General features: G+C 46.0%; 16 protein-coding genes and 2 rRNA genes. 3 read left to right on the top strand and 15 right to left on the bottom strand.

All coding sequences use genetic code 11. The features are described from left to right. Nucleotides 1-10 precede the first annotated feature (10 nt). From aroB to DN599_RS18110, 7 genes are all read right to left on the bottom strand, one after another. Nucleotides 11-1,087, bottom strand: a complete 1,077-nt coding sequence (gene aroB / locus DN599_RS18140; protein ID WP_110459007.1) for a 3-dehydroquinate synthase — start codon at nucleotides 1,085-1,087, stop codon at nucleotides 11-13. A 15-nt stretch (nucleotides 1,088-1,102) separates the two neighbouring features. Continuing rightward, nucleotides 1,103-1,618 (bottom strand): shikimate kinase AroK, encoded by a 516-nt coding sequence (aroK, locus tag DN599_RS18135; RefSeq protein ID WP_110459006.1) that lies wholly within the window; start codon nucleotides 1,616-1,618, stop codon nucleotides 1,103-1,105. Nucleotides 1,619-1,833: 215 nt separating this feature from the next. Continuing rightward, nucleotides 1,834-3,885, bottom strand: coding sequence for a type IV pilus secretin PilQ (locus DN599_RS18130; protein ID WP_110459005.1), 2,052 nt, complete (start codon nucleotides 3,883-3,885; stop codon nucleotides 1,834-1,836). Nucleotides 3,886-3,907: 22 nt separating this feature from the next. Further along, complete coding sequence (locus tag DN599_RS18125; protein WP_110459004.1) at nucleotides 3,908-4,423, bottom strand: pilus assembly protein PilP; 516 nt, start codon at nucleotides 4,421-4,423, stop codon at nucleotides 3,908-3,910. After that, nucleotides 4,423-5,043 (bottom strand): type IV pilus inner membrane component PilO, encoded by a 621-nt coding sequence (locus DN599_RS18120; protein WP_110459003.1) that lies wholly within the window; start codon nucleotides 5,041-5,043, stop codon nucleotides 4,423-4,425. The genes DN599_RS18125 and DN599_RS18120 overlap by 1 nt, the downstream gene beginning before the upstream one ends. Then, complete coding sequence (locus DN599_RS18115; protein ID WP_110459002.1) at nucleotides 5,040-5,618, bottom strand: PilN domain-containing protein; 579 nt, start codon at nucleotides 5,616-5,618, stop codon at nucleotides 5,040-5,042. Before DN599_RS18115 ends, DN599_RS18120 begins: the two co-directional genes overlap by 4 nt. Next, nucleotides 5,606-6,685 carry a pilus assembly protein PilM gene (locus DN599_RS18110; protein WP_110459001.1) on the bottom strand — a complete coding sequence of 360 codons (1,080 nt, stop codon included), beginning with the start codon at nucleotides 6,683-6,685 and terminating at the stop codon, nucleotides 5,606-5,608. Before DN599_RS18110 ends, DN599_RS18115 begins: the two co-directional genes overlap by 13 nt. A 186-nt stretch (nucleotides 6,686-6,871) precedes the next feature. Here DN599_RS18110 and DN599_RS18105 point away from each other — a divergent pair, with 186 nt between their 5' ends. Continuing rightward, nucleotides 6,872-9,421, top strand: coding sequence for a penicillin-binding protein 1A (locus tag DN599_RS18105; protein WP_110459000.1), 2,550 nt, complete (start codon nucleotides 6,872-6,874; stop codon nucleotides 9,419-9,421). A gap of 95 nt (nucleotides 9,422-9,516) precedes the next feature. On the opposite strand, the gene argH is transcribed toward DN599_RS18105, so the two are convergent. The 5 genes from argH to argC form a co-directional block, all read right to left on the bottom strand. Next, nucleotides 9,517-10,881: an argininosuccinate lyase gene (argH, locus tag DN599_RS18100; protein WP_110458999.1), complete on the bottom strand. Its 1,365-nt coding sequence runs from the start codon at nucleotides 10,879-10,881 to the stop codon at nucleotides 9,517-9,519. 72 nt (nucleotides 10,882-10,953) lie between these two features. Further along, a complete protein-coding gene (locus tag DN599_RS18095) occupies nucleotides 10,954-12,171 on the bottom strand; it encodes an argininosuccinate synthase (protein WP_110458998.1) in 1,218 nt (405 codons plus the stop codon). A 64-nt stretch (nucleotides 12,172-12,235) separates the two neighbouring features. Next, complete coding sequence (locus DN599_RS18090; RefSeq protein WP_110458997.1) at nucleotides 12,236-13,141, bottom strand: ornithine carbamoyltransferase; 906 nt, start codon at nucleotides 13,139-13,141, stop codon at nucleotides 12,236-12,238. 47 nt (nucleotides 13,142-13,188) lie between these two features. Next, nucleotides 13,189-13,974, bottom strand: a complete 786-nt coding sequence (gene argB, locus DN599_RS18085) for an acetylglutamate kinase (protein ID WP_110458996.1) — start codon at nucleotides 13,972-13,974, stop codon at nucleotides 13,189-13,191. A 22-nt stretch (nucleotides 13,975-13,996) separates the two neighbouring features. Beyond that, complete coding sequence (gene argC, locus DN599_RS18080) at nucleotides 13,997-14,980, bottom strand: N-acetyl-gamma-glutamyl-phosphate reductase (protein WP_110458995.1); 984 nt, start codon at nucleotides 14,978-14,980, stop codon at nucleotides 13,997-13,999. A gap of 520 nt (nucleotides 14,981-15,500) precedes the next feature. On the opposite strand from argC, the gene ppc reads away from it, so the two are divergent. Continuing rightward, entirely contained in the window at nucleotides 15,501-18,137 is a 2,637-nt protein-coding gene (gene ppc, locus DN599_RS18075) for a phosphoenolpyruvate carboxylase (RefSeq protein ID WP_110458994.1), read from the top strand. Continuing rightward, nucleotides 18,137-18,679 (top strand): YceB family lipoprotein, encoded by a 543-nt coding sequence (locus DN599_RS18070; protein WP_110458993.1) that lies wholly within the window; start codon nucleotides 18,137-18,139, stop codon nucleotides 18,677-18,679. The genes ppc and DN599_RS18070 overlap by 1 nt, the downstream gene beginning before the upstream one ends. Nucleotides 18,680-18,695: 16 nt before the next feature. Here the strand turns inward: DN599_RS18070 and DN599_RS18065 are convergent, their stop codons facing one another. From DN599_RS18065 to DN599_RS18055, 3 genes are all read right to left on the bottom strand, one after another. Then, a complete protein-coding gene (locus tag DN599_RS18065) occupies nucleotides 18,696-19,967 on the bottom strand; it encodes a CinA family nicotinamide mononucleotide deamidase-related protein (RefSeq protein WP_110458992.1) in 1,272 nt (423 codons plus the stop codon). Nucleotides 19,968-20,876: 909 nt separating this feature from the next. Continuing rightward, a 5S ribosomal RNA gene (gene rrf / locus DN599_RS18060) occupies nucleotides 20,877-20,992 on the bottom strand. 248 nt (nucleotides 20,993-21,240) lie between these two features. Further along, nucleotides 21,241-21,913 (bottom strand): 23S ribosomal RNA (locus tag DN599_RS18055); the annotation flags it as partial.

Here is a 21,913-nt window from a genome sequence, read left to right as displayed (position 1 = left end):
ACCACACAAGTTAAGCGCGGCAAAGGATCTCTTCTAAAAGAGGCTCAGGAACGTTAGCATAAATTCCCGCTTGGCCTAGGCCTTCGGGTAACACTAACCTAAGCTTACCTTTAAGCACTTTTTTATCACGACGCATATGCTTAATAAACTGTTCAAAACCCATGTTATTAGGCGCCTGGATAGGCAGGTCGAAAGCGGTAAAGAGTTTTGCGATTCGCTCGACAACACTTTGCTCTACCAAATCCATTTTACAAGCAGTTTGAGCCGCAAGCACAGTACCAGCAGCAACCGCTTCACCATGCAGCCAGACACCGTAACCCATTTCGGCCTCAATAGCATGGCCAAAGGTGTGGCCGAGATTAAGTAATGCCCGCACCCCTTGTTCGGTTTCATCTTGGGCGACGACATCTGCTTTTATCTGGCAGCAGCGAGCAATCGCATACTGTAATGCCGACTCATCTAACCGCTTTAACTCAGCGACATTATCTTCAAGCCAACAGAAAAAAGCCTGATCCCAGATAATACCGTACTTAATCACCTCTGCCATTCCGGCTGCAAATTCTCTCACCGGTAGTGTGTTTAAACACTGTGTATCTATGACCACTAGTTGCGGTTGATAAAAAGCGCCGATCATATTCTTCCCTAAGGGATGATTAACCGCTGTTTTGCCGCCAACAGAAGAGTCAACTTGGGATAATAAGGTTGTTGGTATTTGGATGAAATCGACTCCGCGTTGGTAACAGGCCGCTGCAAAGCCAGTCATGTCACCGATAACGCCGCCGCCCAGTGCAATAAGCACAGTATCTCGCCCCATATTCTGCGACAGCAGTGAGGTCAAGATATCATCCAGTGTTGTTAACGTTTTGTACTGCTCACCGTCGGGTAAGATGACCGGTGTCGCACATTGAAAAGGAGTTAATAGCGCCTGTACCCTTTCAAGGTACAGGGGCGCTACTGTATCATTACTGACGATAAGCACTTTTTTATTCTGGAGGTGTGACTCGAATAACTCGAGCTTCTCCAGCAGATTCGGGCCAATATAAATCGGGTAACTACGTACACCAAGTTCAACCTGAATCCGTTCCATGCTTCCGCCTAATGATTAAAAACCTAACTGTTCAATAATTTGATTGGCAACCACTTTCGCACTCTGTTCATCGGTTTTAACGATGACATCGGCAATCTCTTCGTAAAGAGGGTTACGCGTTTCAGCAAGTTTTTCTAACACTTCACGAGGGTCATCTACTTGTAGTAACGGACGACGCTTATCTCGTTGCGTACGCGCAACTTGCTTGTCGATAGTCGTCTCTAAATAGACCACTATGCCACGAGCAGAAAGATTGTTGCGAATATCTTTACTCTCGATTGATCCGCCGCCAGTTGCTAAAACAATACCTTGTTTTTCAGTTAAGTCAGCGACAACTTGTGTTTCGCGACGACGAAAACCTTCTTCGCCCTCAACGTCAAATACCCACGCAATATCCGCACCTGTGCGGTTTTCAATTTCTTGATCTGAATCGTGGAATTCTAAATGGAGCATCTGCGCCAGATGACGACCTATAGTGCTTTTACCAGCCCCCATAGGACCTACTAGGAAAATATTACGTTTTTCAGCCATTGCTTTACGTCTGAATCTTATATGAAGTTTGCCTACGCCAACCAGAAAATCAGGCCGACCTTAAATGTTACCTTGCTCTAATGAGACTTGACCATGGATTATCTCAGTTATCCCACCTTAAAGGCAAGTGATGCGAGTAAATTCTGTGAAATTATACTCCCCCACTAAAAAGCCAGCGTTTATACGCTGGCTTTTTTACTATAGAGCATAGGTAGTTACAAATCTTCTGAAATGATTTTTGGGGTTACGAAAATCAATAACTCCTGGCGTTCATTTTTATCAGAAGTGTTTCTAAACAGGTAACCCACAAAAGGAATATCCCCTAATACAGGCACTTTGCTGACACGATTGATCAGTTGCTGCTGGTAAATACCACCTAATACGATAGTTTCACCATGATCGACAAGCACCTGAGTACCAATACGTTGAGTATCGATAGATACCGCTTGCCCTAGCGGTGTATCAACCACTTTACCTTGTGAATCCTGCGTGATTTCAAGATCCAAGATCACTCGGTTGTCCGGGGTGATTTGCGGTGTCACGCGTAGCGACAACACCGCTTTCTTAAATTGCACTGTGGCCGCACCACTTGAAGCCGACTCGACATAAGGGATCTCGACACCTTGCTCAATATAAGCCGCCTTTTGATTAGAGGTCATAATGCGCGGGCTGGCGATGATTTCACCTTTGCTTTCTTGCTCAAGCGCACTCAACTCGAGATCCAGCAAGGTACCATCGGCCAACTTAGCCACATGAAATGCAATACTTGCAGGATTGGTAGCTGCTGCGGGTAGGTTAACATTGAGACGATCGCCAATATCGGGAACGATACCATTGGCAATATCATTGGCTCCGCCCAAACTACCTGAAGTGCCTTTACTGCCTTGCTGATCAGTGATGCCCCAGCGAATACCTAAGTCTTCAGAGACGTCATCTTTCACCGTGACCATGCGTGACTCGATCAAAACCTGACGAATCGGAATATCTAATACTTCGATTAAACGATGAATATTTTCTAAACTTTCTTCGGTGTCTTTAACCAGCAAGGTGTTGGTGCGCTCATCGACCGCAACGGTACCGCGTGCAGATAATAAACTCGAAGTATCTCCTTTCAACAATGCGGCAATGTCGAGAGCTTTAGCATAATTAATCTGTAAATATTCAGAATAAAGCGGAGCAAGCTCTTTCACTTCTTGCATATTTTTAAGCTCTTGGCTTTCACGTATTGCCATCTCTTCCGCTGGCGCAACCATTAAAATGTTACCTTCGATGCGCTTATCTAAACCTTTAGTTTGCAAAATTAAGTCTAACGCTTGATCCCAAGGTACATCATCGAGTCTCAGGGTAATATCCCCCTCGACAGTATCACTGGTCACTAGGTTAAAGTTGTTATAGTCGGCAATAATTTGCAATACGGTTCGAACAGAAATACTTTGGAAGTTAAGTGACAGCGAGCGTCCCTCATATTTTTTCTCTTCTTTTACAACGTTATTCCGTACCGCCTTATTCACACTTAAGCGAAACAGATCACCTTCTTGCTTATAGTTATAATCATATTGGCCATCAATATTGAGTAATATGCGAGTGGTTAATTCTTCTTTGAAAGTTTCAAAGCTTCTAACAGGAGTGGCAAAATCTTGCACATCCATCACATACAATAAGTTGGAGCCAATATCCGTGTTATATAATTTGAGCTCTAATTTGGCCCCCACCTGTTCAACATTGGCGGCAACTGAAGCGTTATTTAGTTTAACCAATAACTCACCACCACCCTCTGTCGTACGACGAAAATCGATATTTTTGATGCCATTAACAAATGGATTAACCGCACTTTCACTGCGGTTAGCAACTTCATCATTAATCGTTAGCCTATAGGTATTACCTAACACTTTACCTTGATACGCTTTTACCTTAACCAAGTCCACCAGCACATTTAGCCTGTCACTGTCTTGTAACATAGAGACTGATTTAACGCCGACATTATCGACAGGTAATCGCGACTTTTCTAAACCTGATAGGCTGTCATCGAATCCCAAAATAATTTGGGCCGGCGACGCATTGAGATTAATATCTGGCTCTGTAACATCGTCCTCAAATATCAACTGTAATTCGAGCTGGTGATCAACGACTGAGTGATACTTAACATCCACTAAGCGGTTTGCAGCTGAAGAATACGGCGCCACACCTAATATTAACGCTAGGCCTAAGGCCGCATTAAATAAAGGTGACATTTTTAGTAATGCATTTCTCACGGCAGAAGATTCCATCTTTCCCCTTATCCTTCGCTTGTTATTCACCAGTGAGCTCCATGTTGCTTAATCTTTCAGCCCAGCAACCTGAACCATCAGGAATTAATTCTATTATTTCGACTGTTTGCGGTGTTACTTTAGCAATTCGCCCGTGATACAACCCTAAATACTCACCGATACCTAATCGATAAACACTGCCATCGTTTGTTTCTATTAGTGCCCAAATCGTTTCCTTTTCACTTAACGTACCACGCATTTTTAAATTATCTAACGCATAGGTTTCTAATCGTCCTTTACGGCGTTTTAAATCTGGTTGGAGGCAATCTTTTGTCGTATCGATAACCTCTTCAGTTAATTCACGTGATGGTGGCACAAATGGGCTGCGCATCAAATGGGCTTGATAGACAAAATGTTCAAATGTCGGCGGTTGTTTTAATGGCGGAACATAAGCGACATGCTGCGCCTTAGTTGTGGTCACAAACTCCTCTATATCGCTGCGATCCCCCATACAACCTGTTAAAGCAATAATTAACACTAACCAGGGTAGCTGTTTCATTACTTAGCCCCCTTGGCATTTTTATCGTTAGGTAACTGAACACCTTCTTTAAAACGATAAGTCTTAGCTAAGATCTCCATCGCTAACTGCCCCTGGTCGCTCCGCTTAATCACGAAATCATGTAAGCTCACGATACGAGGTAATTTGGCCACATCACTTACCAACTGCCCCATCTCATGGTAATCCCCTGTCACCGACATACTAATGGGGAACTCGATATAGAAATCACGTTGGATCTCTTCTTGCCATTCGAGGCTTTCGATCCCCAAACCCGAATCGGTGGCAACAAACGTAAGATCATCTAGCAATCCTGGCATTTCATTTTGCGAAGGTAACATTTTAAGTAACTCAGCAAACTGAACTTCCATCTCGGTAAGTTGCTCACGATATAATTTAAGATTAGCCGCTAATTGATATTTCGCTTTGAAATCATCCCGCAGTGTGAGTTCTTTATCTTGTTCGCGATTTAACGTATCGATGGCATCTGAAACAAATAAGAAGTAACTAGCAATAAAGATAAGAATTGCCAGTAACGTTGCAAAAACAACTTTAACCTGAGTTGGCCAACCCCCAATGTTTTCAAAGTCGACATCGTTAAATTCACTCAGATCGAGTTTCATTTGCTCGCTCCTTGGGCAGTATTACTTTCTGCACTCTCGTCACTAATAGAAACACGTAAACTGAATCGCTGTAGTTGGCGCATCGCTTCATTTTGAGAAACGATAGACTGCATATTAGGATCATGAAGCCATAATGATGTTGTCACTTTACGCATCATATTGGCCACATTGTTATTAGATTCACTCCGCCCTTCTATCCATAACAAGCTGCCCTTCTTTTCGATACTTGATAGGTATATTCCAGGAGGGACAATGCGCACCAGTTCATCTAACACATGTGTCGGTAAATTTCGCGCCTGCTGTAAATTAAGAATAATCTCGGTACGACGTTCAATATCTTTTTTACGCTCACGAATTTTCTTAATTTCGGCTATCTGCGTTTCTAATAATTGAATTTCAGATTGCAAATAGGCATTTCTGCCACGTTGCTCTTCGGTCATCATATCGATGACCATTAACGCCGCATAAACCAGTAGTGAAGCGCCGATAAAAACAGCCATTAATATGCCTAAATAATCGCGTTTATGTTTTTCTCGTGCCTCTTCTCGCCATGGAAGTAAATTTATGTTCGCCATTGAGAGTAACTCCTAAGCGCTAATCCACACGCAACCATATATTTATTAATTGTTGGCTGCAGGCGCGTTTTAATTTCATCGTCGGCATGCAAACAACCTGCAAAGGGGTCGGCAATTACGCTTTGTACACCCAGCTCATTGGTTAATAAGTTGGCCATACCTTCGAGTTTTGAGGTGCCACCGCACAAGAGAATATAATCGACTTTATCTTTACCACTGGAGGTACAGTAAATTTGTAATGTACGTTTTATTTGTTGTAATAACTGATTTTGAAAAGGAGATAGCACTTCGAACATATAATTGCGAGGAAGAGAACCTTCAACCTTAGCGGTTTCGGCCTGGTCATGAGACATGCCATAAAATGATAAAATTGATTGAGTAAACTGCTCACCACCAAACGCTTGTTCGCGAATAAAGGTCGTCTCTCCGCCTTCAACCACTGAAAAGGTGGTCATATTGGCACCAATATCCACCAGCGCAACGATTTTATCTTTTCCACCGTCAGGTAGTTGTGCTGCCACTAACTCAAACGAACGCCCTAAGGCATAACCTTCGATGTCGACGACTTTAGTCTCAAGATTAATATCATCCAAACTATCGACTCTGGCATCAATATTTTCGGTTCGACAAGCGCTAAGTAGTACATCCACTTTTGAGGGATCGGTACTATTCACATTGAGCGTTTCAAAATCGATACTGACCTCATCGAGTGAATAAGGGATCAAGTTATCGGCTTCAATCTCAATTTGGGTCTCCATCTCTTCTTCGCTAAGCGAAGCGTCCATGTAGATAACCTTGGTCATCACTGCCGATCCCGATACAGCAACTGCAGCGTATTTGACCGATTTCGGTAATGCACGCTTAATCAATTTCAGCGACTCTAAAACAGCATCGGTATCGCGCACTTCATGATCGTTAACGGCTCCTTTTTTTACAGGTACCGCTGCATGACTCAATATTTTATAACCATCAGCAGTCTTACTCAGCAGAATTGCTTTAATTTCGTGAGAACCGATATCGATACCCACCATCTGCGGAGCCTGACGCTTCCATAAATTTGAAAGCATAATATATCGCCACTTTATTGTTATAATTTCAAGAATTAGATTAGCACAAAATCAATCTGTTATAGCTATTTGTACAAAATGTTTATCACTTTTACAATTGCCATTTTTTTGACAACCTTTTTTGCTTCACCAATAGCCTCTCGCCTTATATACTGTTGTGCCTGCTCTATTTATTGGAATAATCTGGTGAAGTGGTTTAAACGAATTATTATCGCGCTATTTAGCCTCACTCTTTTGGGAGTAGGTGCTATTGCCGCTGCATATTTTTATGTGCTTCCCGATCTACCCGATGTTACCACCCTTAAAACGGTAAAATTGCAGACTCCGTTACGAATTTACAGTGCAGATGGCAAACTCATCTCACAGTTTGGTGAAAAACGTCGTATCCCAGTTGAATATGAACAGGTACCCCAACAACTGATAAACGCAGTACTGGACACCGAAGATGCGCGTTTCTTTGAGCACAAAGGGATCGATCCTATCGGTATCGTTCGTGCAGCCTTTATTTTGGCGACTACGGGCAAAAAGAGCCAAGGGGCCAGTACCATTACCCAGCAGGTCGCCAGAGGCTTTTTCTTATCCAGAGAAAAAACCTACATCCGAAAAATTAAAGAGATTTTTTTAGCCCTTAAAATTGAGAAAGCACTGAACAAAGAAGAGATCCTCACCCTCTATCTCAATCGTTCATTTTTAGGTAACCGAGCCTATGGTGTAGGCGCTGCGGCTCAAGTCTATTACGGTAAGGAGCTCGCGCAACTCACCTTACCCGAAATGGCAATGATTGCCGGTCTGCCGCAAGCGCCATCCGCAGCTAACCCCATTCGCAACCCCGTTCGCGCCATCAATCGTCGTAACTGGGTACTTAGCCGCATGCTCGAAAAAAATAATATTACCGAGCAGGAATACTTAGCAGCGATAGCCGCTCCTATTACTGCGGAATATCACGGCGCAGAAGTTGAGCTGTACGCCCCCTATATATCTGAAATGGCACGTGATTACCTAGCAGAAAAATATGGTGAAGAAGAAGCATACACAGGTGGATATAACGTTTACACCACAATTGATTCAAGGCTACAACAGCTAGCACAGCAAGCCTTAAGAAATAATGTTTACGCTTATGATGAGCGCCACGGCTACCGCGGTCCAACCAAGGTACTGTGGCAACCAGCCGCTGCCCTACCAGCAAACGAAAGCATTATCGAGCAGCTCAAACAAACACAAGGTTTCCAAGGATTAGAACCGGCAGCCGTGCTTAAAGTGGGTGAACAAAGTGCCCAAGTACTTACCGCAGAGGGACAGATAATTACTCTAGAGTGGCAAGGATTAAAATGGGCACGTAAGTTCATAAGCAACTCACGTCAAAGCCGTGCCCCTAAAGCAGCGAGCGAGATATTAAATGTCGGTGAGCAAATTTGGATCCGCCACGCAGAGACTTGGCAGCTATCTCAAATTCCAGAAGTGGCTAGCGCCATTGTCTCTCTTGATCCACATAACGGCGCCATCAAGACCTTGGTTGGCGGCTACAGTTTCCACACCAGCCAATATAATCGCGTCACCCAAGCGAAACGTCAGCTGGGCTCTAACATTAAGCCGTTTATTTATACTGCCGCGCTAGAAAAAGGCTACACCCTCGCGACCTTGATTAATAATGCGCCCATTAATAACGCCGACATCCGTCAAGGCACAGCATGGCGACCTAAAAATTCCCCCGACAGATACACAGGCCCGACTCGCTTACGTGTTGGCCTAGCCCAATCCATTAACGTCATGTCTGTTCGAACCATGCGTTATGTCGGCTTAGAAGAGACCATTGATACGTTAGTTCGTTTTGGTTTCGATAGAGAAGATATGCCCAAAAATGAGTCATTAGCATTGGGCTCACCTTCGGTAACACCATTGCAGGTGGTCACCGCGTTTTCGGCGTTCGCTAATGGAGGTTATCGCGTCGAGCCCTACTATATCGACCATATTGATAACGCCTACGAACAAACGATTGAACAGTCAAATCCGACATTTGCCTGTACCCCCGAAATCGACGATACACCTAATGATACCTTGCCTGCATTGATCACAGCGACAGAACTGACCACCAGTGCAGAGACAACTAATGAATTATCTCAAGCGGTAAGCGTAAATGGTTGCCCTATTGAAGCGCGTCATGCCGAGCGTATTATTTCAGAGCAAACCGCTTTCTTAATTACCGATGCACTTAAAAGTGTTATTTGGGGCGGGGGTGATTGGCGCAAAGGCACTGGTTGGAACGGCACCGCATGGCGCGCCGCTCGCGTAGTGAACCGACGTGATATTGCCGGTAAAACGGGTACCACCAACGAATCTCGTGACACCTGGTTTAGTGGTTTCAATCCAAAACTGGTCACCACGGTGTGGGTTGGGTTCGATGATCACAGCAAAGAGCTGGGACGCACCGCTTGGAACGCTAATGGTGAAAAAGATCAAATATCGGGCGCCGAAGCCGGAGCAAAAACGGCTGGACCGGCCTGGAACGAGTTTATGAAAAATGCACTCGCCAATACGCCTGAAGAGCCGTCGCAACCTCCGAAGGGGATTGTATCGGCGCGCATTGATTTAGCCACAGGTAAGCTTAGCCGCAAAACTGACCATACCAGTGCGTTTGAATACTTTGTCAGTGGTACCGAGCCTACTGAGATGGCTACCGAGCCACAGCAGCAAGATGATATTTTTATCGATGATGCCGTAGAAGAGCTATTCCAGTAAGCGATGCAAATAGGCAATTAGGCCTCATTGAAGCTAGGATCTTGACCATAAAAAAACCTGCCACGGCAGGTTTTTTCATATAAACGCAATAACGGTTATACCAACTTAGCACTCAGCGCTGCTTTGACTTGCGCTAATGCTGTGCCACCTAAAGCTTCACGCTTAGCCAAGCATGAATCGATAGTCAGGCATCGGTAAACGTCTTGCTCAATCACGCTGGCAAAGGTCTGTAAGCTAGATAATGTAAAATCTTCAATCGGCTTTTGCTCAGCAATCGCGGCCACGACTACCTCCCCGACCACATGGTGCGCCTCTCTAAAAGGCATCCCTTTAGCAACCAGATAATCCGCCAGTTCAGTCGAATTCGCATATCCTTGCTGCGCAGCCCTAAGGGTATTTTCACGATTCACCTTTAAACCAGACAACACCAACGCCGCCATTTCTAAGCAAATGGACCAGCTATCCATGACATCAAATAGCCCCTCTTTGTCCTCTTGCATATCTTTATTGTAGGCTAGCGGTAGCGCCTTCATGGTGGTTAAAATCCCCACTAAGCTGCCGTAAACGCGGCCAGTTTTCCCCCGAATCAGCTCTAATGCATCTGGGTTTTTCTTTTGTGGCATCAATGATGAGCCAGAAGTGACTTGATCATCTAACTCGATAAAACCCGCCTCTCCGCTATTAAAGAAGATTAAGTCTTCGGCCATACGGCTTAAGTGCATCATGCTGATCGACGCATCGCTACATAATTCAATCACATGGTCTCTATCCGAGACAGTGTCTAAACTGTTCAGGGTCGGTGATGCGAACCCTAACGATTTCGCCAGCGCATAACGATCCATAGGATAAGCCGTACCCGCTAGCGCACCTGTGCCCAGAGGGCAAGTATCGGCGCGTTTCAACGCATCCTCTAAGCGACTAATATCACGCTCGAACATCTCAACGTAGGCTAAACACCAATGACCAAATGCCACGGGCTGAGCACGTTGAAGATGGGTGTAGCCAGGCATAACAGCATCGAGCTCACGTTCGGCTAAATCCAGTAAGGCACTTCTAAGTTTACCCAACAAACCTAATAGGCTTTGCCCCTCTTTTTTGCACCATAACTTAAGATCGGTGGCCACCTGATCATTACGCGAACGACCCGTATGCAATTTTTTACCTAAGTCGCCCACCTTAGCGATCAGTGATTGCTCGACGAAACTGTGAATATCTTCAGCACCAGAGGCCAAAATTAACTCAGGCTTGTCGTTAACTTCATCGAGAAGCTGATTAAGCGCACTTTTTAATTCGAGACATTCAACATCAGTTAAAATACCAACCGAGGCGATAGCATCGGCCCACGCAATCGAGCCAACAATGTCTTCTTCGATCAAGCGATAGTCAACGGGCAACGAATCGTTAAAAAGTTTAAACAGTGCACTGCTCTCTTGGCTAAATCTTCCACCCCATAACGCCATCTCGATATCCTCTTCATTCGGTAAAAATACAGGGGCGATAACTCGCCCCTTGCAAGCGGTAAACTCATTAAATTACTTAGCGTTTAATGCTCTAATGCGGCTAGCTAATGAATATAAACGAATGAAACCTTCAGCATCTTTCTGGTTATAAACGTCATCTTCACCAAAGGTGGCAAAGGCTTCTGAATATAGGCTATTGGGAGAACGCTTCTTCACTGCCTGTGCTTGCCCTTTATAGAGCTTAATCACCACTTCACCGTTAACCAGATTTGCCAGCGGCTGCGATGCCCCCAGCAGTGATTCACACAGCGGCGTAAACCAACGACCGTCATAAACCAAATGAGCCATTTGCGCGCCCACTTGCTCACGCCATTCACGGCTACTCTTATCTAACACTAACTCTTCAATCGCCCGCAGCGCGGCAAACATCACTGTGCCACCCGGAGTTTCATAACAGCCACGTGACTTCATCCCCACCAAACGGTTTTCGGTAATATCGATACGGCCTACACCGTGTGCCGCGGCAATGGTGTTAAGTGTCATGAGCGCCGCATACGGTGATAATGCTTCACCGTTAACCTTGGTGACGCGGCCAGCTTCCACCTCGATTGACACATATTCCGCTTCATTTGGGGCATCTTCTGGCGCCACTGTCATGGTCCAAACCCCTTTACTTGGCTCGTTCCATGGGTCCTCTAGTTCACCACCTTCGTGAGAAATATGCCAAGCATTAGCGTCGCGGCTATAAATCTTAGTCGCCGACGCTGTGGTTTGAATATTTCGCTCGGCAAGGTAGTCGAGCAGATCTTCCCGGCTCACCATCTCCCACTCACGCCATGGCGCAATCACTTTCAGATCGGGAGCCAGAGCAGCAAAACAGCCTTCGAAACGCACCTGATCATTGCCCTTACCCGTACAGCCATGGCATAAAGCATCGGCGCCTACTTTACGAGCCACTTCCACTTGAGCCTTGGCAATAATCGGTCTAGCCATAGAAGTACCCAGTAGATACGTCCCTTCATAAATGGCCCCCGTGGCAATAGTGGGATAGATATAATCGGCCACCAGCTCTTCTTTTAAATCGACAATATGGCACTCTGATGCACCCGAAGCGATAGCCTTCTCATGTAACCCCTCAAGCTCTGCTTCACCCTGCCCAACATCGGCACAGAAAGCGATGATTTCACAGTTATCGTAGGTCTCTTTTAACCAAGGGATAATTGCCGAAGTATCTAAACCGCCTGAGTAGGCCAATACCACTTTTTTTACTGCTGTTGTTTCGTTACTCATGACTCTTTCCTAATGATGTATTCATGAACGCCAAGGCATTCAATGGTGTTGTAGGGGAAATTAATTAACTTAATAGTGTCACTAATACGGCATTTTGTGCATGCATACGATTTTCGGCCTGCTGTAAAATCAATGACCCTTCGCCATCGACCACATCGGCAGTTACCTCTACGCCGCGGTAAGCTGGCAGGCAATGCATAAAATATTTTGCTCCAGCCTTTTGCATCATGGTGCGATTAACCTGATAAGGGCCAAATTTATCGTTAATGTCATCGAGGCTGGTGTTGTCACCCATGGAGATCCAAGTATCGGTATAAATCGCATCGTGACCGGCAATCTTGTCAACATCTGTGGTTAACATTAACTCGCCACCGTGAGCCGCGGCAATTTTTTGCGCTTCGAGTACAACCTTGCCATCGGGGAAATGTCCCTGAGGACAGATAACCGTCATGGTGGCCCCCAATAATGCCGCGCCGTACATCAAGGAGTGAGTCACATTGTTACCATCGCCAACATAAGCCAATTTAAGTTGACTCAAATCGTCAAATTGTTCTGCCAAGGTAAGAAAATCGGCTAAGCCCTGGCAAGGGTGATACATATCCGATAAGGCATTAATTACAGGTACTGTACCGTGCTCGGCAAGCGCCTCAATGGTTGAATGTAAAAAGGTTCTCGCCACAATCGCATCGGCCCAGCAAGAGATGTTAGCGGCAAAATCTGACACGGGTTCACGCTGGCCTAAGGCACCATTTTGTTGATCTAAATAGACACTATGACCACCGAGTTTATTGATACCGATATCGAAGCTAACACGAGTGCGTAGTGAAGGCTTTTCAAATAACATCACCACACTCTTACCGTCTAATGCGGTGCGGTAGTCACCAGGATTCGCTTTGATCGTTTTAGCCAATGACAGTAATTCCACCAACTCTTGTTGGCTCAGCTCTTTAATCGATAATAGGTGGTTCATAACTCTACTCCTGAAAATAAAAATCCTTGGCGAATATGCAATCAAGGTTATTGCGGCAGTACTTGAGTACCGATGGCTTCACCTTGCACCAATGCCGCTAACTGAGCACTATCGCGCCATGAAGCAACCTGCACGGGTTGCCCCAACCACTGCGCCACTTCTAAAGCCGCTTCTACTTTAACTTTCATGCCTTTGTCGATAACACCTTGGCGAGTCAACTCAGCGGCTTCGGCCTTATTCAAAGAGGTAATAAGCTGCCCTTTACCATCAAGTACGCCGCTCACATCAGACAGTAAAACTAATTTGCCATTAACCAATTTAGCTAAAACGGTTGCTGCCTGATCGGCATTGACATTTAATAGCTGACCTAAGTCATCCACAGCGATGGAGCTGACGATGGGCATCCAGCCTTGTGCCAAAATAAAATTTAAATAGGTCGCATCTTTTGGGCTAACTTCGCCGACAAATCCCAGCTGCTCATCCTTTATCTGCGCCGAGACAATACCGCCATCGGCTAGGCTCATGCCTACGCAGGTCACACCGGCTTTAACTGCCGCCGCCTGTAATATCTTGTTGGACGTCCCTGCTAACGCCCCCACGACTATCGGTACCTGCTCAGCTGGCGTAACCCGTAAACCGTCAAGCTTAACGGTTTGCATGCCATTGGCGGCCAATTGCTCATCCACTAAACAACCACCACCGTGCACCATAATGACAGCTTGTCCTGTTTTGATAATATTGGCTGCTGTGGTCATTAAGCGAGCCATTCCCATTTCGCACTGTAATAGCGCGCCACCGACTTTAAGTACTAAAGGTTGCTGTGAAGATATCATGGCTATGCTCTCGTGAATTTGATTATGAATAATTAAAGTGAATCTTTATGCATTGATGAGCTTGGCTAGCAGCCCCTTTCATCAAATTATCGATTGCACTCGCCACTACGAGGTACCCCGTTTGGGCATCGAATTTCCAGCCTAATAAACAGTTGGGCGTCAGCACGACATCATCGATCTTAGGAAATTGATGTTGATATACATGAACCAGTGGGCATTCATTGTAGACGCTATACGCGTTAGCTATGTCGGCTTCAGTCACCCCGGCTTTAAGCTGCACCGTAATCGTGGTTAAAATCCCACGTTTAAAGTTACCGAGATGCGGCGTGAAGATAACTTCTTTACCCAACTGAGTTGCAATTTCTGGTTGGTGCCTATGCCCTAACACGCCATAAGGAGTGAGGCTTACTTCGCAAAAGCTGGTGTGCAGCTGCGCCTTTCTCCCGGCGCCAGTCACTCCGCTGACCGCGTTGATCACCGGCAGGCTTTCACCTAGTAATGCAGCTAATGGCTTTAGGGCTGTCAATGAAGCGGTAGGATAACAGCCTGGTACAGCAATCATTTTACTGTTTGCAATTGCAGCATGATTCCATTCAGCCAACCCATAAACCGCGTTAGCAAGCACCTCTGGATATTCATGTTCAAAACCATACCATTTAGGGTATTGCTGCGCATCGGCAAACCGATAAGCACCACTTAAGTCAAACACCGTTAACCCTTGAGCATAAAAGTAAGCGGCAAGATGCAAACTGACACCATGATCAGTCGCCAACACGACAGCATCGGCCTCTGCAATTATTGTCTGCTTAGCAGCTTCAGAAAGCGGTAATAGCGGTAAGGTGATATGGCAATATACAGGATATAAATCGGCCAGGGCTTTGCCCTTATCGAGACTGTTTTCAGACACATACAGACCTTGTATCTGTAACTCTTTATCGGCCTGAATTAATGCAGTTATCTGTGCACCTGTGTATCCACTGGCGCCAATTATTGCGATGTTTTTCATACTTATAGACTTCTTATTAATTAACCATAAAGGAAAAAGAGGGGGCACTACTTAAGCCCTGGTAGAGATACCAACATGACAAGTTTATCGTCGCAGGAAGTTTGTGTAGCTAACCTTATAATCCGTTTTTAAGTATGAAATCTTCATTTGTCGTCTCAATAATACACTTGTAGATAAAGGCGCTGGCCTTAAGTTGCTTGATAGATTATCACGAGAAATTATTTATGCAACATGCGTGAATATATATTTATAGTGATTTTTTCGAAAATGGGTCATAACTGATGCTTTTTTGGCTAGTTGATACTCAACCCAGCCCTAGGATAGTAGCCGATAACTAGGCTACCGCCATAAAGCCCGCAGCAATCCCAAAACAGGAGTGATAATGCAATAACAATGCAACTTAAGTGTCGCTAAGCAGTGATGTGTAGCACATAAGTTTGTAATATCCAGATATGCTATCTTGACCGCAGCCTAATTGGCTGGGTATTGTGAATGATTAATTTAGAGGTATGGAGCATTTATGGCTGATATGTACGCATCGTTACGATCCAATGTAGGGACTTTAGGCCAGATCTTAGGCGATACCATTCGCACCCACTTGGATGAGCCATTTTTAGATAAAATTGAACAGATTAGGCACTTGGCTAAAAGTTCACGCCAAGGAAATGATGCGGCAAGAGAGCAGATGCTGACGCTATTAGCCGCCCTTCCCGATGATGAGTTAGTGCCATTTGCCAAAGCCTTTAATCAATTTTTAAACCTTGCCAATATTGCCGAGCAGTTTCACACCATCAGTAGAAATTGCGACGAATTAGTCTGCGTGCCCGATCCTGTAGAGCAGTTGCTCGGGCGGATGCTTAATGGACGAGTTGATCAAGACAAAATGCTCGAGTGCTTACAAACACTCGATATCGATTTGGTACTGACAGCCCATCCAACTGAAATTTCTCGACGCACGCTGATACAAAAATACTCGGCAGTCGTCGACATTCTCGCAGCCTTAGAAAACCCACAGCTCACCGAGCGCGAAAAAAAGCAGAACCACCTTAGATTACGCCAACTGATCGCGCAAATCTGGCATACCAATGAGATCCGCCATGAACGCCCAACACCCGTCGATGAGGCCCGCTGGGGATTGAGCACTATTGAAGCGTCATTGTGGCAGGCCATTCCAGACTTTTTACGTCAACTCAATGAACAAGTTGAAGAGCGCACAGGCAAACAGCTGCCCACCAATATCGCCCCAGTGCGCTTCTCAAGTTGGATGGGAGGAGACCGTGATGGCAACCCCTTTGTTACCGCCAAAATTACCCAAGAAGTCTTAGATCGTAACCGTCATACGGCGGCAAGACTCTACCTTAAAGATGTGGTGCTGCTGGTCAATGAACTGTCAATGGAAGAGGCGAACGCAGAGCTGTCAGCACTCACTAACCATAGTCATGAGCCTTACCGAGATGTGCTGCGAGACTTAAGACAAAAATTACGCGATACCATAGATTACCTAAACTTGCGACTCGAGGGGCATTCTCCCGAAGTGGACTTAAGCACCCTCATTTGGCATGAAGATGATCTAAAGCAGCCGCTTACTTTGCTGTACAACAGCCTCACAGAGTCAGGCATGAGCCTGATTGCTAACGGCTTATTGCTCGACATGCTGCGCCGTATCGCTTGTTTTGGCATCCACATGCTAAGACTCGACATTCGCCAAGATGCTCAGCGCCATAGCGATGCCATCGCCGAACTTACCCGCTACTTAGGCTTAGGGGATTACCACCACTGGGATGAACACGAAAAACAAGCCTTCTTGCTTAGAGAACTTACGGGTAAGCGCCCACTCATCCCGCATAATTGGCAACCCAGTGATGATGTGGCAGAGGTCTTAAGCACCGTTAGATTGGTCGCCAATCAGTCAGCTAAAGCGCTGGGTTCCTATGTGATCTCCATGGCCAGCCAACCCTCGGATGTGCTAGCCGTACTGTTATTGCTAAAAGAAGCCGGCTGTCCGCACCCCATGCGTGTGGTGCCATTGTTTGAAACCTTAGATGATCTCAACAATGCCTCAAGCTGCATGTCAGCGCTATTTAATATCGACTGGTATCGTGGCTACTGTAAAGGTAGCCAAGAGGTGATGATAGGTTATTCAGATTCAGCCAAAGATGCCGGCGTTATGGCAGCAGCTTGGGCACAATACCGCGCTCAAGAGCAGCTAGTACAAATATGTAAACGAGCCGATATTAAACTCACTTTGTTCCATGGTCGTGGCGGCACCATTGGCCGTGGGGGCGGACCTGCACACAAAGCGATCTTATCCCAACCGCCTGGCTCAGTAGATGGACGCATCCGCGTAACAGAACAAGGTGAGATGATCCGCTTTAAATTTGGCCTCCCCAAATTAGCGGTACAAAGCTTGGCGCTGTACACCTCGGCCGTTATGGAAGCGACGCTCTTACCACCGCCTGAGCCTAAACCTGAGTGGCGTGATGCTATGGAGCGGCTAGCAGCCGATTCGGTTAAAGCCTATCGTGGGATAGTCAGAGACGAACCTGACTTTGTCGCCTACTTCCGTGCAGCAACCCCCGAGGTAGAACTGGGTAAGCTACCATTAGGAAGTCGTCCGGCCAAACGCCGTGTCGATGGTGGAATTGAAAGTCTTAGGGCGATCCCATGGATCTTTGCTTGGTCACAGAACCGCCTTATGCTGCCAGCGTGGTTAGGCGCAGGCGAAGCCTTACAAGCGGCAGCCGATCGCGGCGAGCTAGCACTACTGCAAGAGATGGAGCAGCAATGGCCATTTTTTGAAACTCGTATATCTATGTTAGAGATGGTCTATGCCAAGGCCGAACCTAATCTAGCTAAATATTACGAAACCTGCTTAGTACCCAAAGAGTTGCACCATCTTGGTGAGGAGTTACGCAGCAGAATGGCCACGGGTATTAAGGCGGTGTTAGCGCTGACTCAAGCAGAAACCTTGATGTCACATACCCCATGGAATCGTGAATCGGTTGAACTTCGTAACCCTTATATCGATCCCCTAAACTTTTTACAGGCAGAGCTACTGGCCCGAACCCGCAAAGATGAGGCCGCATCAAGCAATGTCGAATTAGCCCTAATGCTCACCATTGCAGGCGTTGCAGCAGGCATGAGAAATACCGGTTGATGAATCTTTTGCGCATAGCGATGCTGAGTATTTTGCTGCTATTGACTGGGTGCGCCAGTCAATACAGCATCAGCGAAAAACAACTCAGCAACTATCTTAATGATGCTATACATTTCGACACCAAGCAGGGTAATACCCTGTTTGGCATTGAAATGCGCGTTAATGATGTGGCTGTGAAATTAGGGCATAAACCTGACATCATGGCCATTACTGCCAGTAGTACAGTTAAGGTACGTAACCCCTTGACGCCACTGACGGCAAAGTTAACTACACAATTTGAAGCCAAGCCTTGGTATGACGCCAACACCCACAGTGTGTATCTACGCCAACTGCGTTTGGTTGAAGTCGCCTCAACGCCTAAAGATATCGAAAAAGCTATCGCACCAATAGCGCCGCAACTGATGGGGTTTTTAACCCACTTTCTTGAGACTCAACCCGTTTATGTGCTCGATACCCAACAAAGCAATCAGGCATTAATTGCCGAAATGACCAAACGAATTGAGGTCACTCCGGGTAAATTAAAACTGATTTTTAAAGATTAAAAATATACCTTAATCACTATTCGACTCTGTGGTAATAACCATAATCAACAATCACCGCTTGCTGTAACAGTGCACGTCGTAACATATCGAAAGCTACCGCAGTGCTTAGGGCGCGTACTAGCTCCCTAGATCGTCCCGGAAACTTGAGCATTTGACTATAGGTGCCACTTTCCGTGGCCAGAGCGATAGCGACAGTACCAACTGGCTTTTGCTCTGTCCCCCCATCTGGGCCAGCAATGCCGCTAGTTGCCAAAGCATAATCACTGTTTAAAAGACCTCGCACACCTTGCGCCATCTCAGTGACAGTCGCGATTGAGACGGCCCCATGCTCATCGAGTGTGGTCGATTTGACCCCGAGCACCTTTATCTTAGACTCGTTACTGTAAGTGACTAATCCTTGATGTAAATAACCAGAACTCCCTGCAAAAGCCACAAGATTGTTAGCAATCATGCCTCCCGTACAAGACTCTGCTACGCTCAAACTGCTTGCTTGCTCAAGGAGCAACTGATGCACGACCTTAGCTAATGAATCACTATTATCCGCCACCACACACTCACCGAGCTGCTGCTTTATAACAGCAACAACCTCAGGTAATTGTGCAATCGCCTCGGCCCCACGAGCAAATAATTTAATTTCGATATATGGCATAAACGAGCGATAACCTAAAGTCAGCCCATCCGGTAAGCTTAACTGCTCAAGCTGATTAGCTAACACGGATTCACCACTGCCAATAGTTAATAATTTATAAACTTCAACTTCGACATGGGTATCACTAAGTTGCTTAACAAATGGAATAAATTGCTCTTCAACCATACGTTTAAATTCAAATGGCACGCCTGGCGTAAAGAATAACCAAGCTCGATTGAGCTTTACCCTAAAACCACAAGCCGTGCCCACTGGGTTATCAACCATAATCGCCGACTCAGGTAACAGCGCCTGCTTAAGGTTACTCGGCGGCATTTGACGGCCATTTCGAGTGAACCACTCTTCAAGACGAGCACGCCACTCTGCACACTCAACCAATGGTTCACCTTTAGCATTGGCCATAGCTAACGAAGATAAATCATCACTGGTCGGCCCTAAGCCACCATTAACCAAAATAATATCAGCGTGTTGGCTTCTTTCTTGAAAGACCTGTACCAAATCATCCAATCTATCGCCAACGGTGACACGTTGCTGCATCTCTATGCCGTGATCCATCAATGCATTGGCTGCCCACGCGGCATTGGTATCTACAATCTGTCCTGAAAGCACCTCTTCACCAGTGCAAATCATCTCTATTTTCATATCTATCCCTTGAGACCACGTACTTATCTTGCCATAAGGTAGGCAACACAAGATTCAATAGCAATAGTATTTTCGACCAATAGACAGTTCCTCTAGGTAGTATCGACATTAATGCGTTGACTCTTCGGCGTCAAAAATCCATGGACGCAGTTTATAACCACTTCACACACTGTGTTGGCAGCCTTGGGCTGTATTGTGCTTTTCACGCTCCTATATGAATATAGCAAGCAGCATAGTTACTAGAAACAGACAAGGTAAGCCCAAATACAAAAAGCCCGCTGCGTTAGCAACGGGCTTTATAGACTATCTTTCCTTTCGAGCTTGCCCACACTATGACCATTGGCGCAGAACTATATAGATGTAGGAAATTGCAGGAATAATTGACTACCAAGCCAGTATCAAGTTTTGTTTGATAACTGCAGATGTCTCACTCCTCCCCATATTCGAGTAATAATTTCAACAACGGTTAAACGAAAAATCCCCCTCACAGAGTGCTTAGGAGTCCGCTAGCGACAGTCGACCGCCAAGAATGGCGGAAGTGTCGATATGGTATGGGGCATTTATCGACCGACATCGGAGTGATTCTTTCACGGGAGCGTAGAAAGCAAAAAGCCCTAGCGTATTATGCTAAGGCTTTTTGCTTTATTAGGCGTCTTGTCACGGTCAGCTTTGAGCTAGCTCTCCGCGTTCAGGTCCAGCATCAAGCTGCGCTTAATAAGCGCAGACGCTGCCCCCTACGACCGCCAAGGATGGCGGAAGTGTCGATATTGTCTGGAACATTTATCGACCTCCACATGAGTTTGAGCCTCACTACGTTCGGACTTTTTATTTCCCCATGTTCGAGTGGTTAGCTCCAGGCTAAAATGAAAAAAGCCCGTTGCATTAGCAACGGGCTTTGTCGTATTAGGCGTCTGGAAATGACCTACTCTCACATGGGGAGACCCCACACTACCATCGGCGCGATTGCGTTTCACTTCTGAGTTCGGGATGGGATCAGGTGGTACCACAATGCTATGGTTTCCAGACAAATTCTTACTGGTTAATTGTCCGTCTGACGGCATTGTTTCCTCGCTACAGTGCTCATGTACTAAAGTACACTCCNCGCTTCGCTCGTTACGGCTTTGTCAGCCAAACAATTACCTGCGTAATTAACCAAAATTATAAATTTAGAAAGCTGTTCTCTTTATACAAGAGTTAAATTTGAGTCACACTAAATCAAGTGNCTGTATTCTTTCGCTAAAGTTAACCATTAACTGAAACCCTTTTGGGTTGTATGGTTAAGCCTCACGGGTCATTAGTACAAGTTAGCTCAACGCCTCACAACGCTTACACACCTTGCCTATCAACGTAGTAGTCTCCTACGGCCCTTTAGAGGACTTAAAGTCCTAGGGATGACTCATCTTAGGGCTCGCTTCCCGCTTAGATGCTTTCAGCGGTTATCGATTCCGAACGTAGCTACCGGGCAATGCCATTGGCATGACAACCCGAACACCAGCGGTTCGTCCACTCCGGTCCTCTCGTACTAGGAGCAGCTCCCTTCAATCATCCAACGCCCACGGCAGATAGGGACCGAACTGTCTCACGACGTTCTGAACCCAGCTCGCGTACCACTTTAAATGGCGAACAGCCATACCCTTGGGACCGACTTCAGCCCCAGGATGTGATGAGCCGACATCGAGGTGCCAAACACCGCCGTCGATATGAACTCTTGGGCGGTATCAGCCTGTTATCCCCGGAGTACCTTTTATCCGTTGAGCGATGGCCCTTCCATTCAGAACCACCGGATCACTATGACCTGCTTTCGCACCTGCTCGACGTGTATGTCTCGCAGTTAAGCTGGCTTATGCCATTGCACTAACCGTACGATGTCCGACCGTACTTAGCCAACCTTCGTGCTCCTCCGTTACTCTTTGGGAGGAGACCGCCCCAGTCAAACTACCCACCAG

The organism is Shewanella algidipiscicola (assembly GCF_900380485.1).
Taxonomy (GTDB): Bacteria; Pseudomonadota; Gammaproteobacteria; order Enterobacterales; family Shewanellaceae; genus Shewanella; species Shewanella algidipiscicola.
This window is presented reverse-complemented; position numbering and strand designations above follow the sequence as displayed.

Bases quoted from the DNA above. Each gene is read 5' to 3' on its own strand.
- aroB (WP_110459007.1), bottom strand. From the start codon at position 1,087: ATGGAACGGATTCAGGTTGAACTTGGTGTACGTAGTTACCCGATTTAT.
- aroK (WP_110459006.1), bottom strand. From the start codon at position 1,618: ATGGCTGAAAAACGTAATATTTTCCTAGTAGGTCCTATGGGGGCTGGT.
- DN599_RS18130 (WP_110459005.1), bottom strand. From the start codon at position 3,885: ATGGAATCTTCTGCCGTGAGAAATGCATTACTAAAAATGTCACCTTTA.
- DN599_RS18125 (WP_110459004.1), bottom strand. From the start codon at position 4,423: ATGAAACAGCTACCCTGGTTAGTGTTAATTATTGCTTTAACAGGTTGT.
- DN599_RS18120 (WP_110459003.1), bottom strand. From the start codon at position 5,043: ATGAAACTCGATCTGAGTGAATTTAACGATGTCGACTTTGAAAACATT.
- DN599_RS18115 (WP_110459002.1), bottom strand. From the start codon at position 5,618: ATGGCGAACATAAATTTACTTCCATGGCGAGAAGAGGCACGAGAAAAA.
- DN599_RS18110 (WP_110459001.1), bottom strand. From the start codon at position 6,685: ATGCTTTCAAATTTATGGAAGCGTCAGGCTCCGCAGATGGTGGGTATC.
- argH (WP_110458999.1), bottom strand. From the start codon at position 10,881: ATGGCGTTATGGGGTGGAAGATTTAGCCAAGAGAGCAGTGCACTGTTT.
- DN599_RS18095 (WP_110458998.1), bottom strand. From the start codon at position 12,171: ATGAGTAACGAAACAACAGCAGTAAAAAAAGTGGTATTGGCCTACTCA.
- DN599_RS18090 (WP_110458997.1), bottom strand. From the start codon at position 13,141: ATGAACCACCTATTATCGATTAAAGAGCTGAGCCAACAAGAGTTGGTG.
- argB (WP_110458996.1), bottom strand. From the start codon at position 13,974: ATGATATCTTCACAGCAACCTTTAGTACTTAAAGTCGGTGGCGCGCTA.
- argC (WP_110458995.1), bottom strand. From the start codon at position 14,980: ATGAAAAACATCGCAATAATTGGCGCCAGTGGATACACAGGTGCACAG.
- ppc (WP_110458994.1), top strand. From the start codon at position 15,501: ATGGCTGATATGTACGCATCGTTACGATCCAATGTAGGGACTTTAGGC.
- DN599_RS18070 (WP_110458993.1), top strand. From the start codon at position 18,137: ATGAATCTTTTGCGCATAGCGATGCTGAGTATTTTGCTGCTATTGACT.
- DN599_RS18065 (WP_110458992.1), bottom strand. From the start codon at position 19,967: ATGAAAATAGAGATGATTTGCACTGGTGAAGAGGTGCTTTCAGGACAG.